Annotated in this window: 14 protein-coding genes and 1 pseudogene; 6 read left to right on the top strand and 9 right to left on the bottom strand. The window is 40.1% G+C overall.

What is annotated here, in order from left to right:
- Positions 1–73: 73 nt before the first annotated feature.
- The 3 genes from Q0976_RS20270 to Q0976_RS20260 all read right to left on the bottom strand — a co-directional run bounded on the left by Q0976_RS20270 (position 74) and on the right by Q0976_RS20260 (position 2,957).
- Positions 74–646: a hypothetical protein gene (locus Q0976_RS20270; protein ID WP_299495786.1), complete on the bottom strand. Its 573-nt coding sequence runs from the start codon at positions 644–646 to the stop codon at positions 74–76.
- Between the two features lie 110 nt (positions 647–756).
- Positions 757–2,457: a hypothetical protein gene (locus Q0976_RS20265; RefSeq protein ID WP_299495784.1), complete on the bottom strand. Its 1,701-nt coding sequence runs from the start codon at positions 2,455–2,457 to the stop codon at positions 757–759.
- A 266-nt stretch (positions 2,458–2,723) separates the two neighbouring features.
- Complete coding sequence (locus tag Q0976_RS20260) at positions 2,724–2,957, bottom strand: hypothetical protein (RefSeq protein WP_299495782.1); 234 nt, start codon at positions 2,955–2,957, stop codon at positions 2,724–2,726.
- A gap of 754 nt (positions 2,958–3,711) precedes the next feature.
- Between Q0976_RS20260 and Q0976_RS20255 the strand changes: the two genes are divergently transcribed.
- The 4 genes from Q0976_RS20255 to Q0976_RS20240 all read left to right on the top strand — a co-directional run bounded on the left by Q0976_RS20255 (position 3,712) and on the right by Q0976_RS20240 (position 5,873).
- On the top strand, positions 3,712–4,359 hold the full coding sequence (locus Q0976_RS20255; protein ID WP_299495780.1) for a hypothetical protein: 648 nt from the start codon (positions 3,712–3,714) through the stop codon (positions 4,357–4,359).
- Entirely contained in the window at positions 4,349–4,576 is a 228-nt protein-coding gene (locus tag Q0976_RS20250; RefSeq protein WP_299495778.1) for a nicotinamide mononucleotide transporter, read from the top strand. Before Q0976_RS20255 ends, Q0976_RS20250 begins: the two co-directional genes overlap by 11 nt.
- Entirely contained in the window at positions 4,563–5,186 is a 624-nt protein-coding gene (locus tag Q0976_RS20245; RefSeq protein ID WP_299495775.1) for an HD domain-containing protein, read from the top strand. The genes Q0976_RS20250 and Q0976_RS20245 overlap by 14 nt, the downstream gene beginning before the upstream one ends.
- Positions 5,187–5,267: 81 nt before the next feature.
- Complete coding sequence (locus Q0976_RS20240) at positions 5,268–5,873, top strand: MOSC domain-containing protein (protein WP_299495772.1); 606 nt, start codon at positions 5,268–5,270, stop codon at positions 5,871–5,873.
- A gap of 814 nt (positions 5,874–6,687) precedes the next feature.
- Here the strand turns inward: Q0976_RS20240 and Q0976_RS20235 are convergent.
- Both Q0976_RS20235 and Q0976_RS20230 read right to left on the bottom strand, forming a co-directional pair.
- Positions 6,688–8,703, bottom strand: coding sequence for an NADPH-dependent 2,4-dienoyl-CoA reductase (locus Q0976_RS20235; RefSeq protein ID WP_299495770.1), 2,016 nt, complete (start codon positions 8,701–8,703; stop codon positions 6,688–6,690).
- Between the two features lie 26 nt (positions 8,704–8,729).
- Complete coding sequence (locus Q0976_RS20230; RefSeq protein WP_299495768.1) at positions 8,730–8,858, bottom strand: hypothetical protein; 129 nt, start codon at positions 8,856–8,858, stop codon at positions 8,730–8,732.
- Here Q0976_RS20230 and sppA point away from each other — a divergent pair, their 5' ends adjacent.
- Positions 8,859–10,706 carry a signal peptide peptidase SppA gene (sppA, locus tag Q0976_RS20225; RefSeq protein WP_299495766.1) on the top strand — a complete coding sequence of 616 codons (1,848 nt, stop codon included), beginning with the start codon at positions 8,859–8,861 and terminating at the stop codon, positions 10,704–10,706.
- Positions 10,707–10,813: 107 nt separating this feature from the next.
- A complete protein-coding gene (ansA, locus tag Q0976_RS20220) occupies positions 10,814–11,830 on the top strand; it encodes an asparaginase (protein ID WP_299495764.1) in 1,017 nt (338 codons plus the stop codon).
- 46 nt (positions 11,831–11,876) lie between these two features.
- On the opposite strand, the gene Q0976_RS20215 is transcribed toward ansA, so the two are convergent.
- The 4 genes and pseudogenes from Q0976_RS20215 to Q0976_RS20200 all read right to left on the bottom strand — a co-directional run.
- Positions 11,877–12,188 carry a DUF1315 family protein gene (locus Q0976_RS20215; RefSeq protein WP_299495762.1) on the bottom strand — a complete coding sequence of 104 codons (312 nt, stop codon included), beginning with the start codon at positions 12,186–12,188 and terminating at the stop codon, positions 11,877–11,879.
- A complete protein-coding gene (locus tag Q0976_RS20210) occupies positions 12,185–12,502 on the bottom strand; it encodes a zinc ribbon domain-containing protein (protein ID WP_299495760.1) in 318 nt (105 codons plus the stop codon). The genes Q0976_RS20215 and Q0976_RS20210 overlap by 4 nt, the downstream gene beginning before the upstream one ends.
- A gap of 89 nt (positions 12,503–12,591) precedes the next feature.
- A complete protein-coding gene (locus Q0976_RS20205) occupies positions 12,592–13,716 on the bottom strand; it encodes a M14-type cytosolic carboxypeptidase (protein ID WP_299495823.1) in 1,125 nt (374 codons plus the stop codon).
- A gap of 288 nt (positions 13,717–14,004) precedes the next feature.
- Positions 14,005–14,277: pseudogene (locus Q0976_RS20200) on the bottom strand (winged helix-turn-helix domain-containing protein); the annotation flags it as partial.
- Between the last annotated feature and the right edge of the window lie 188 nt (positions 14,278–14,465).

The raw sequence follows: 14,465 nt of genomic DNA, 5'->3' as shown, positions 1-14,465 counted from the left end.
TGGAGGGGTTAGAAAGTGCCATTAATGATGGCTGTCTTAGTCGGTTTTGCCCGAGTCCTGCTTTAGTGACTTGTTATATTGCAGTTACGCAATACACTCTGATTTGGTGCCCTGAAGCTAAACAAGAACTAAAAATCGTATTTACCTTACAGTTAACTAAATTACCACATACCTTTTTGAAAGTTGAGCTGGTTTTAGATATAAAACTGTCATCGAATACGAAGGATTCTTTAGACCAAAAGTCACTATATTGAGAGTTGTGTTTGTGAAAGTAAGTAGCCATCTCTATGTCAGTAAAATATACGACGTATTTCTTGGCGCTGCCATTTAAAGTTGATAACCTTATAAAGTCTTTAAATAGGGAGCCTGCTTTTTGGGGCTTAGGCGACGAACTATTACTCTTTCGATGATATTTAAACTCAAGAAACGCTTCAATATTTTTTGATTTTATATAGGTATCAATTTCCGCATTTTTTATTTGAGGATGAGGTAGTTCTAGAGTTATTTCATGTTGCTCAAACGCATTCTGCGCTGTAAGTGCTGAAAAGAAACTATACCTAACACTATCCTCTGTTAAATGAATATTAGTTTCTAACCTATCTTCCAAATACTTTTGAAATAATTTTAGAGATCCATTTTGAAACATTCACTGAACCTTTTTTGCAATATAACGCCGCGCTCTGCGTCAACTTTGGAGTGTAACGTAAAAATTGTCCGGCAGCAGCGCCTTGTTAGTTTTTGAAGCTAAGGAAGTTCTCATTTTTCCTTAAATGCCTCAGCTATTATCTCAACCGACTCATCGCAGTCACTGCATATTTTCTCAAAGTGTTTTCTGAAACTACCATGCTCTTTCAAAGCATTTTTTCGTTCATTTTCCGCTTCTGTTCCAGACGTATGTCCTTTCAATATTGAGCGCAAATTATGGACAACGTGAAAAGGTGACATAATCTCCCTAGCATGCTCTTCTTCAAAATCTATACCGACAAGTATGGTCTCCAATAATTTTAATGCCCTAAGCCGAGCATCAGGATTACAACCTAGCGCTTTAGCCTTTTTACGTAACCACTTTTCTTGGAGGCCTTCTACTAACAGCTGATCGAGATTTAATATTTCCTCAGCCCATTCATCTTTAGAGTCTGTATAAGGGTAATGAACTTTATCTGGAGCGTTTTCGTCTCGAAGAACCCACCAATGCACACCTTCAGAATGAAGTTTATCCAATTTGCGCTTTAAACTTGGTAATGGGTCATATTTTTCATAAAACTGACCTTCAAAGTCAGTTTTAATTGCGCGCTCTGAAAGTGGAGCCTTTGGTTTCTCGTTATACTGTTTCCAATGAAGCTGCTCTTCATATGGCAATCGACTTAAATAGATTAAATAAGTGTGAACCTGTCCGGTAGAATTGACATCGAAAGTCTCTAGATGCCATGAAGCTCTACAACTTACAGAGCGACTATCAAGCTTATACTTTGCTCTATCACTTTTGTATTTAGATAGTACTTCTGGTTTAAAGAACGCAGGTGTAATCTCAAAGGGAAGATCTGATTTTGTAAAATAATTAGACAAGCAAGTAGGATCGCATGATATTTCAGTTATGTCCTTATTTTTCCAGTCATGGGCAATGTAGGCGCAATATTTCTTAGGTTCTTTGTCAACAGGCCTACCCCAAACACGATTTACTATGTGCTCTTTAGGGAGACTGAGTTCTATAAGTTGAAATCCTCTTGAATAACTTCCTATCCCTGGAGCTATCGACAAAGAACCATAAATTGAAGCTGAGCTCCCAAAATCCACGGACTCGCGACTATTATCCCAACCAGAAAAATTGCCAGACTTATATCTTGTAAAATCAAACATTCTGATTAAAGTTAGGTTTTCGACGCCTAAATATTCGCTTAACACTTCCTTCTTAGCGCATATTATTGTGCCAGTCTCATTCTTTGGAAGGCCATCAATTTCGAGTATTTTAAATACATCGAGCATATCTCCATGATCATCCAGCTTGCACCATGACCTTCGCTCTGGAACAAAGTGGATATCAAGTACATGAGCTAATTTTTGGTTTAATTCATAATAACTTTGATTATTATTGATACCTTCAAATGAGCGCCCGAATACAATCTGCTCTCCCGTTTTCAGAGTTTCACTCCCCGAGCTAGAAAGAGGAGGCTCTACCCAAGCATCATCAGATGAGCAAGTTAGCCCCCATGATGAGAACGGGTTGTAACTCCACTTTTGGAGATCTTTTAGTACCTCATCATTTGGCTCAACGTTAGGAATAAGTACTGAATGTATGAAAGTGTGTGGTAGAGACGAGTAGATGATAATGTATTCTTCTTTCGCTTCATCCTCTAGATAATCCACCACCCCTTCTTGCGACATCCAATGATCAAAATCAATTTGATTTTCTGGCTCTAACGCAAGCGAGTAAATTCCCTCTAAATTAAATAAATCCATATTTCTACACTTCTCTCGCTAACTTGTAAAAACTTAACAGCTTACTCAGCAGCATAACCTTCCAGACTGCCAATTCTTTGAAACAGTTTTTTTAAACCAATCACTAAGCCAGAGTACACTGCTAACCCAGCCCATTTACGCTAGCCAAGCAAAATACCACTACAGTAATACATTTGTAAATAAAATGTTTAAATCGCATAAAGAGAAAAATAAAAACCATTGATCTAGCTCACAACTTTCATTCATACCTCTCTATGTAAAAAAACCTAACTCGGAGAAACACCCTGCTTTGATCTTTTCTTTTTCTGTTGATTTTCGCTTTTAAATCCCCGTGTAGATGCATCTGCTAGTTTCGGTTTCAAGGATGAAACCGTAAAGCGGCCAAGGATGGCTTTACAGCGTCTCGCAGGGGCATCTGCACAAAAGCCTGCGGTAGCAATGAATACCATTAAGGCTAAAAGCTGAAAGATACTGGCCAATATCACTGGAGCCAAACGCACATTTTAGGATCCTAGTGTGGATAGGCATCCACGACCTTAGCCTGCGGCAGCAATTTACTCAAATAAACCCAGTCAGTTCAAATTAGATAATTTTAAACAAATGAAATTATTGATTCCCCCCAGTGTGAATGGGAATTTACGACCTTACCTCACTGGAAGCGATAACCCCACATGAAGTTTCAATTAATAAACACACTTTCCAGTACCTAAGAATAGCCAAACGCAAATTCATGATACTCTCTGCGGATGGGTACCTACAACAGCACCTTAGCCTACGGCAGCAATGAATGCCATTAAGGCTAAAAGCTGAAAAAACACCTGCCAATATCGCTATGGTAATTAATAACTGATTAATTACAAATACACCTAGAGGCTATTCTAGGATCAACGAATGTGCGTGAGAACTCACACTCTTAATCTGCTACAGGCAATTGACTTAAATGAACTCAATGAGTGAGACGACAGATAACAAATAACGTTATCGATTACTACCCTGCATGAATAGTATTAGGCTGTTTCTTTTGTAATAACAAGAAGATAAATTATTGTAACTGAAATACCTCATTCGATTATTTCAAGTATCATGGTTAACAACTTGCAATGTTAATAAAAAAACAAAACATTGATCAAAAGAATAATATATGCAACATTACACAACAATTTATCAACCCAACTTCAGATAAGAAGAAGTGAATATAACGACATCTATCGTTCAACTATTCACTAGATGAAATGTTCAAAATAAGGATATTATATGAACACTAACAGTATTATAAATGAACAAAGAATATTTTATAAAAATGAGGGAGCTGGATGTGTTTTTGCTGCATTAGCAGCAAGAAACCCCGCTAAGTATGGATGGGGACATGAGATTATTAACGACGTCAGTTCAAAAAACATTGATTTAATAATAGATTCATTTAAAGAAAAAAAGGATATCAGTACCTTATCGCTTATTTTTCCTAAAGTAAGAACCTTATTTGATTTATGTAATTTCATTTCAACCTTAGAAAAATGTAATAATATTATCGTAGAAAAAGAAAATTACTTAGGTCATGAATGTTTTGGTTTTCGAGTTAAATGCCAAAACAAACTCTCTTGGGTAACTGGCTTCGGACCTTTTTCATTTTTTCCTGCCACACGGACTTCCCCGCACACTGAAATATCTTTTAGAATAAAACCAAAACCCCACTATGATTTCGAAATGAAAAAGTGTGACGAAGATATTCTTCATTTAGCTCATATGGAAATGAAAGGAATGGGTGCAAACCATTTTAAAAAAGTGTGGAGTTCATCGCTTACTAAAACAGAAAAATTACTGGGTCATAAGCCCGATTTCATTAGCGCAGCTAAAACCACATTTTCAATCCCAATGCTACAGGTCGAATATAATGCTGCTTGATCATCTAACATGGCTATTAGTTGCTGGAAGTCTCATTGGTGGACAGTTAATAATTGGAAAGAAAAAATCAGGTTACCTTATTTGGGTATTAATCAATTTACTCTGGGTCAGTTTTTATCTCTATAAAGAACTCTATTCATCGGTTTTTTTATTTTTAGTATTCATGGTGCAAGCCATGTTAGGTTATGTAAAATGGAGTCGTAATGAAAACAGCTGAAGTCGCACAATCAATCCGATCTTTTTTATTAGATTCTGAAGCATTAAAAAGGGAACTTAGGCACAGTTATTTAACTGATGGAAGAATAGAAAGTGTCGCAGAACATGTATGGCAAATGTCTTTTTTAGGTATCATGGTAGCCCCTTATCTCACATGCTCATTCAATCAACTAAAGTTCCTAAAACTAATCATTATCCATGATCTGGTAGAAATTTACGCCGGAGATATGCCCATCACCATTTCTTCATCAAGCACAGAAGCAAAACAAGATAAAGAACGTAAAGAGCAACAAGCCATTGAAAAGATAAAAACAAAACTTCCTTCCACTATTGGTGAAGAGATATACGAACTTTGGTGGGAGTATGAAAAAAACCTTACTGTCGAAGCCAAAATAGCCCATGCACTTGATAAAATAGAAGCCCAAGCACAGCACAATGATGCAGGTATTGAAACTTGGGTTGAGGATGAATATCATTTCGCCTATAAATTAAAAAATTATACTATGAATGAAACGTTATTAGAAAATTTGGCCGATATATTAGTGACTGAAGTCGATACTATGCTATCTAGCATAGAGAAAACACCTCCAACTGAATATATCATGTCATAACAATATTATGTCATCTTTATATTAGAATACACGCGACATACAATATCGTCTGTCGCGCTATTAATTATTTGTAAAAACTTTATGATTAAACATTTATTTTTAAAAACGGCAAACGATACACCAACAGTAGTTATGGTTAATGAATTATCGCTCTCTTCAAATGGGATCTTGGGAGGGGTCACTCGCCATGAGTTTAGACACCTTCTTCTGCTGCCCCTTAGTACATTAACAGAATTCAATATTCCTCCCGGTCAACTTGGAGAAAACATATTACTCTCAGAAGAAATGGAAAGGGATATCCATACATATCCCTCAGGAACAGTATTCAAGATAGGAGAAGTACTGCTTCGTATCACGTTTCATTGTGAACCTTGCAAGAAAATAAAACACCTTGCCAGTGCCAATAAAATTCTACACAAACGAGGTGTACTCGCTCAAGTCATTAATGGAGGAAACATTTATGTTGGCGATAAAATCAAAATAATGGAAACCACATTTGAGCCAATTCCATACGCACTTGCAGATAGAGTAAAATGGTACTTAAATAAAATCGATAATGCTATTGCAGTAACCACATTGGTTGATGAAATTGGTTTATCAAAAAGCTATTGTCGAGCAATACCTAATATTATCAGAAATAGAACAGATATTGACGCGACAAAAATAGTCTTTAAAAATCGTAGATAAACATAAGCGCTGATCTGCCAGCATGGCTAGCATATCCTTCAAGCTAGCCTTTATTGCTCAACCAAAATCCAATCACTAATCGACTTGAATTCGAGCCAAGCCCTAGATGTCAACAACATCGCTAAATACCGTTATTTTAACCCCTTATTTGAGGGTGCTGTCCACTAGTAGCGAGCGATTTAATACGAACGACATTCCACCTTACTATCGACAAAAGGTTGGCACAACACCTTAATCAGGCCATTAAGTTGGAAGGAATAACGCTATAACACTCATTATTCCAAGTGCAGGTTAATCAGCCCCCACTTAAGTCTGGTACATTAATTCCAATACAATTAAAGCATTACTCACTGCTTGTTCTTTTCTCTTGATTTTCGCTTTAAATTCCCGTGTAGATGCATCTGCTAGTTTCGGTTTCAGGGCGAAAGCCATAAATATGGCTTTAATGAGCGACAAATAGGGTTAATATGGTCACGCCATGAGTCAATGAACGGGAAACAGGGATGTTGAGCTGGCTTTTATATACGGATATATTTTATTTGGCTGGCCTTTAGACAAGGATGTCATTTGAAATCGCAGAGCGCCCATGGCCCTGTCACCGATCATGCAAAGCTGTTCCCGACATTTTAAGGCATTTCCTGCTATCCATGCAGGTCAGATAGCTCTACAGCGTCCCGAGAATTACTTGCACAAGAACCTGCGGTAGCAATGAATAACCAATAAAGGCTAACTTAATTCCTCAAGCTAGCCATAATCAGAAATTTGACACAAAATATCAAAATTAAACGTTACCGTTTACGCTAAAGTTTAATCGCTACAATTTAATAGCCAATTCGGCCCCTTGCCTAATGGCCCGCTTGGCATCGAGCTCGGCGGCCACATCCACGCCACCAATCATATGCACAGGCAGCCCAGTGGATTGCATTTCTTCAAGTAAGGTGCGGTTTGAGACTTGCCCGGCGCATAACACCACATTATCCACATCAAGCACTTCACTCTGGCCATCGATGCTGATATGCAAGCCTTGCTCATCAAACTTTTCATAACTCACACCGGTTTTTTGAATAACTTGGTGCTGCTTTAACACTAAGCGATGGATCCAACCTGTGGTCCGCCCAAGGCCTTTGCCCATCTTGCTGGTTTTACGCTGCAATAAATAAAGCTGTTTATGAGGCGCTTCTTTTTGAGGACTCATCAAGCCGCCCCGTGCTTGATAGGTCTTATCAATGCCCCACTGCTTAAGCCATTTATCTAAATGTAAGGTACTGGACTCTTCTTCGCCTAAAAAATGCGCCATATCAAAGCCTATGCCGCCTGCGCCAATGAGCGCTACCTTATCACCTACCGTCACTTGACCCATAAGTACTTGCTGGTAATCCACCACTTTAGGCGAGTCAAAACCGGGTAACTCAATTTCTCTTGGCAATACCCCTGATGCCATGACAATCTCATCAAAGGCTTCATCTCGCACCACAGAGGCATCCAGTCGCGTATTGAGCCTTAAGTCCACTTGGTGCAATTTAATTTGCTCAAGAAAATAACGAATAGTTTCATCAAACTCTTCTTTGCCCGGAATTTTACGAGCTAAATTAAACTGCCCGCCTACCTCGGCTTTAGCTTCAAACAGCACCACCTCATGGCCGCGACTGGCCGCATACACAGAAAACGCCATGCCTGCTGGCCCTGCGCCCATCACCGCAATGCGTTTCTTATGCTTAGTTGGCGTGAAATTCATCTCTGTTTCATAACAGGCACGGGGGTTAACTAAACAGGTGGCGCGCTTCAATGAGAAGGTGTGATCAAGACATGCCTGATTGCAACCAATACAAGTATTAATCAGCTCAGGTGTATTGGCAGCGGCTTTATTGACAAAGTCGGGATCAGCCAAAAACGGCCGCGCCATGGACACCATATCCGCTTGACCCGATGCAATAATGCCTTCTGCGATCTCTGGTGTATTAATGCGGTTCGTGGCAACTAAAGGCAATGACACTTCTTTTTTAAGCCGTTCGGTCACCCAGGCAAAAGCCCCCCGTGGCACACTCGTCGCGATAGTGGGAACCCGAGCCTCATGCCAGCCAATGCCGGTATTTAAAATCGATACGCCAGCGGCCGCTAAGGCTTTGGCTAATTGCACCACTTCATCCCATGTTGAGCCATTTTCCACCAGATCCAACATAGATAAACGAAAGATGATGATAAAATCATTACCGACTTTTTCACGAATACTGCGCACGATCTCAAGGGGAAATTTAGCGCGATTTTCAAATACGCCGCCCCATTCATCGGTGCGTTGATTGGTTCGGCTACTGACAAATTGATTGATCAGATAACCTTCTGAGCCCATCACCTCAACGCCATCATAGCCCGCCTTTTTCGCCAAGGCCGCACTGGTTGCATAATCTTTAATGGTCCCTTTCACTTGCCTTGCTGACATCGCACTAGGCGTAAAAGGGGTAATAGGGGATTTCACTTTACTGGGGGCTTGAGAAAAGGGATGGTAACCATATCGCCCTGCATGCAGTAATTGCATACAAATTTTGCCACCCGCCTGATGCACTGCTTGGGTAACAATAGTGTGTTTTTTGACTTGCCAGGGGAAACTGAGTTGACAGGCATTGGGCGCCAATCGCCCCCGTAAATTTGGCGAAATCCCCCCAGTCACAATCAGTCCGACTCCGCCAGCGGCGCGCTCTTTATAAAAAGCAGCTAATTTTTCAAAACCGCCCTTTTCTTCTTCTAGCCCTGTGTGCATAGATCCCATTAACACTCTATTTTTCAATTGAGTATGGCCTAAATCTAAGGGTTCTAATAAATGCGGAAACGACATTCAAACATCCTTTTTAAACAAATGATTTAATTCAGCATACCTTGAGTCTGTACTAAGCTCAATAAGGGAAAAGAGACATCCGTTTTGAATTGGGTTTTCCATCTGTGCATTATTTCGGTTAACATGGCGTCAATCACGTCATCAAGGAGTGGCAAATGTCCGCTAAACCTTCATTTTTAAAAAAGATATTTTGTTTTATGTGGAATACTGTAAACGGTATTCGCAAATTTATTCTCAATGTCATTTTTTTCGGATTACTGATCGCGGTGCTGATTGGACTGAGTAAAGAAGACACTGTGAATATTGAAAAAGGCTCCGCCTTAGTGCTCAATTTATCCGGCAATATTGTCGAACAAAAGAAGCCTGTTGCCCCGCTTGAAGCCATTATGAATAGCGAAAGGAAAAATAGCGCCGACAGTGAAATTTTATTGAGCAATGTCATTAAAGTGATCAATAGCGCTGCCAATGATAATGATATCAGCACGCTAGTATTAGATTTAGACCAATTACAAAATGCAGGTTTAAGTAAACTCTCCTCCATTGGAGATGCACTCACAGCCTTTAAAGCATCGGGTAAACCCATCATCGCCCACGCCAATAGCTACAACCAAAACCAATATTTTCTGGCCAGTTTTGCAGACACGGTTTATTTGAACCCACAAGGCATGGTCAGCATTGAGGGCATGGGGCGCTATCGCCAATATTTTCAATCCGCCCTAGATAAGCTTAAAATCAAAATGAATGTCTTTCGTGTGGGCACGTTTAAGTCAGCGGTCGAACCTTTTATTCGTGATGATATGTCACCCGCTGCTAAAGAAGCCAATATGAGCTTGCTCAGTGATTTATGGCAAACTTATAGTCAAATAGTGGCGAACAACCGTAACATCAAACCAAATCAACTCGTCTTATCACCAGAGCAATATTTAGCCGAACTGGATAAAACGAACAATGACATGGCTAAAATGGCACTCAATCTACACTGGGTAGACAGCTTAAGCACAGCAGAAGCCTTTAGACTCGCCATGGTAGATAGAGTGGGCAAAGCCAATCAAGGCGATAACTATAAACAAATCAATTTCTATGATTACTTATCCATCGCAAAATCACACACCCAAGCGACAGAGTCTAATAAAGTGGCCATTATTGTCGCCAAAGGTAATATCCTCAATGGCAATCAGCCTAGCGGTGAAATTGGTGGAGAAAGTACCTCAAAACTATTAAGAAAGGCGCGTTTTGATAACCATGTTAAAGCGATTGTATTGAGAGTAGACAGCCCTGGAGGCAGTGCTTTTGCTTCAGAGCAAATTCGCCAAGAAATCCTCGCCATTAAAGCCGCGAATAAACCCATCATTGTCAGTATGGGCAGCTACGCGGCCTCAGGAGGATATTGGATCTCAGCCGATGCCGATTATATCTTTGCCACTCCAACCACATTAACTGGCTCAATTGGTATTTTTGGTCTTATTCCAACCTTTAAAGATTCATTAGCTGACTTAGGTATTTACACCGATGGTGTAGGGACTTCATCTTGGGCAGGTTTTAGTGTTACCCGCGATCTCACCCCGCAATTTCGTACTGTTGTGCAGCGCAATATTGAACACGGTTATGACAACTTTATCTCAATCGTTGCCGATGGCCGAGGCATGAAAAAACAAGCCGTTAACAATATTGCTCAGGGCCGAGTCTGGACAGGAAAGCAAGCCCTAACACTTGGCTTAGTCGATGCGATTGGTGATATGCCACAAGCCATTAAAAAAGCAGCGGAAATGGCCAAGTTAACACAATTTGACACCAAGCTCATTGAACAAGAGCTCAGTCCACAAGAACAAATCATTCAAGATATCTTTGCCACGGCAACAGCTTACCTTCCTGTACAGCAAACACAGGCTCAAAGTCCAGTCGTGAATGCCTTAATGTCAAAATGGCAGAATATGTTAACAACTTTCTCCTCCTTTGACGATCCTAATGGTGTCTACTTATATTGTGATACCTGTAACTTGTAATACAAACGCTTTTTAGCGTCATTTATCACCAAAAGCCCAGTTTTTACTGGGCTTTTTATGGCCGAAAATCGTATACTCTCTGCATTAATTTCTCTGCAGAATGACTTATGACTAAACGTTCAATCTATGTCGCCTATACCGGCGGCACCATAGGAATGGAAAAAACCGCGAACGGATTTGCCCCTGTCGCAGGCTTTTTAACCCGCTGTGTTAAAGCCATGCCAGAGTTTTACCATGCAGAAATGCCCGATTTTGTCATTAATGAATACCATCCCTTGATTGACTCTTCAGATATGGCCCCCACTGATTGGCAACTAATCGCCAATGATATTAAAGCCAATTATGATAAATATGATGGTTTTGTTATCTTGCATGGAACAGACACCATGGCATTTACGGCCTCAGCACTTTCCTTCATGTTGCAAGGCTTATCAAAGCCTGTCATTGTCACAGGCTCGCAGATCCCGTTAGCCCAACTGAGATCGGATGGACAAACCAATTTACTGAATGCATTATATATTGCCGCTAATTATCCAATAGCAGAAGTCAGTTTATTTTTTAATAATCGCTTATTTCGGGGGAACCGAACAACCAAAGCACATGCCGATGGCTTTAATGCTTTTGCTTCCCCTAACTTTCCCATGTTACTGGAAGCAGGCATAAAAATTAGGCTCCATGCAGGGAACATAAGTCAACCCGCAGCCAATCAAGTATTAACCTTGGCCAATATCAGTCCACAGCCCATTGGTGTGGTCACCTTATACCCAGGTATTTCGACTGATATTTTTAATAATGTCCTCCAGCAACCCGTCAAGGCACTTATTTTACTGACGTTTGGTGTAGGTAATGCCCCCCAAACGCCCGCCCTTTTAGCCACACTAAAAGCGGCTCATGAACGCGGGGTTATATTAGTCAACTTGACACAATGTATGCAAGGTAAGGTGAATATGGGAGGCTATGCAACAGGTAATGCATTAGCAGGAGCAGGGGTGATCAGTGGTGGTGATATGACCACTGAAGCGGCCTTAGCCAAATTGCATTATTTATTATCAACCGATATGAGTCCTGATGATATTCGCCAAGCCATGCTTGAAAATATCGTCGGTGAACTCAGTACAGACTAAATGAAACAACAAGCAACGATATATTCATCGTTGCTTTTTGATAAATTTATAACTCTTCATTTTTAAAGGCGGCAATACTCTCCCCTTTAAAATCAGCAACATCATCAGGTTGCGCTTTAAATTGTTTTTTCAACTGGGCTTTGGATAACTCATTAATTTGACCTTCTTGACCAATAGTAAAATGATCGGTCTGATGCAACTTCTTCGCTTGATACAACATTACCACTTGCTGTGTCGATGCGCGTTGCTCATCGGTCAACACGCTACCATCTTCCCACTTGCCAAGCTCCACCGCACTGACCAGACGCTCATACACTTCTACAGGCATCTGCTGGATCACTTCGTTGATATCTTTCATACACTTTTCCGCTTATGTAACACAATTCGAATACGGCAGATCAAATAACCGATAAATCCAAAAATAAAGCAAGCACCCGCCACATAGGCTCTCGGGCCTGTCGCCACTTCTCCGCCCCAAAAGCCAAGAACGACACCAAAAATGAACAAACTCATTGAAAATAAACTGTGATTCAATAATTGATTGGATTTCTTAATATGACTAATGCGCCGATGGGATTCATTGTCACCGGATAAACCCACATGACAATGCGGGCATGTGCTCGCTTTATTTGAAATTCTTTTATGACAACTTGGACAAGCGACTAATGCCATGATCTCACCTCTAAAAAGCCATGATTGACTCTTATAAAGGGGCAAAGCATTTATTGCTGCCCCAGATAAAGTCACATTATACCTGTTTTTTACAATTTGTTTAATACCGCATTCATTGCAACTAAAGATGCTTCACCTAACAGCATACACCTTTCTGGAGACCAAGCCTGAATCGGCTCAGGTAAATCATCGTTGTCTTTAAACGGCATCTCTAACGTATAAGATAAGCAGCCAAATTCTTGAGCCACCCAATTGGACGCCACAGTCAAATTAGCTTGGCCGGGTTCATCCTTGTCATAACCAAATTGCGTTTGAAAATCGGGACTGGCCAATAGTAAAGCCTGCTCAAAAGTATGTTGCAATGAAGACATCGCATCATCGAAACAAGGCACGCCTTCACTGCCCGCTAAAAACACATAAGGCAAGCCTTCATCACCGTGAACATCATAGAATAAGTCCACTCCCGTTTGGCGCATTTTATTCACCACATGATACACTTCAGGGCTTTTTTCAAGTGACGGAGCTTGCCACTCACGATTCAAATTCACCCCTATCGCATTCGTGCGTAAATGCCCCCTCACACCACCATCAGGATTCATATTAGGCACAATATAAACATTAGCTTTGGCCAATAATGAGCGTGAAACAGGGTTATCGCTATCAAGAAGCTGTAACATCAAACCTTCAACAAGCCACTCTGCCATGGTTTCACCAGGATGTTGACGGGCTGTGATCCACACATTTTTTTTAGACTCATCGCCATCCCCCACCTTCACTAAACTTAACACTCGCTCATCCAATGTTAAGCCTAAATGTTCAACCGTCACCATAGGATGAACTTGGCATTTAGCCAATAAATCTTGATGACGCTCATAACTATAAGGGGCAAAATAAGCAATTTGTATCGAGTCACAATCTAACTCAACATCAATCGTTAAGCGCCCATTTTCATATACTGTGGGTAGACGAAACCAATGTTCTCTATCATAGGAAGCAACGGCTTGGTAATTTTCCCATCCTTGAGGATAAGAGGCTTTCTCAGCATTGATAATATGTAATTGATACTGTACGCCTATTGTGCCGTCAAGTTTAAAATTAAACCACTGAAAAAACGCATTCCCCTCGTCGGGACGAATAGCGAGTTCGATATTATCTGGCGCTTGTAGACTAACAACATCAATATTTCCGCCATCAAAATTGGCACTGATCCGCATAAAGGCTTCCTTAAATACAGACTCTGATTGAACAGAGATCCATTTAATTAACATAAGTAGGCCATAGGATAAACGATACTCAGGCTATTTCAAGATGGCTATTTTCAAAGCCAATAAAATGAAGTCATACAAGACATCTTTTAAAAGCATGTCTCAAAAGGTGACAAGCGTTAAACGGCTGCATACAACTATAAATAAAAAAGAAAAGCGTTTTTATAAAAACGAAAGCCATACCCATGATACTTCACAATACATGGGTATCAACCAAAGCCAACACACAAACGTATATCAAGAAAAACAGTAGCCTTGGCCCCGAACCGTATTGATCAGTGTGCGAGGTAAATGCATTTCAACTAGCTTTCTTCGAGTATTGCTAATATGCATATCTAAATTTCGATCAAACTTACCAAGATCTTTCTTCAGTATATTACGCTGTAATTCTTGCTTAGTGATCACTTGGCCTTGTCTTTCAAATAAATATTTAAATAATTTAAACTCTGTTTGAGTCAAATAAACCTTTTTATCATCAAGAGAAACACAGAATTCAATCTCGTCAAAGTCAAAGCCAGTACTATCAAGAGTTGAAGAGGCCATACTTTGGGTATATTTAACACTTTGTTGCGATTGATTCATACACAACCCACTCCTATACAGTCAATAATAGTGACGAGTAGCAAATAAAAATGCTTATTTCACTATTATTCATTTACGTCAGTATCAATAGATATCAATGTGACTATTTTTAATTA

It is taken from the genome of uncultured Shewanella sp. (genome assembly GCF_947501665.1).
Classification (GTDB): Bacteria; Pseudomonadota; Gammaproteobacteria; order Enterobacterales; family Shewanellaceae; genus Shewanella.
The sequence above is the reverse complement of the archived record's forward strand: the minus strand, read 5'-3'. Positions and strand labels throughout refer to the sequence as shown.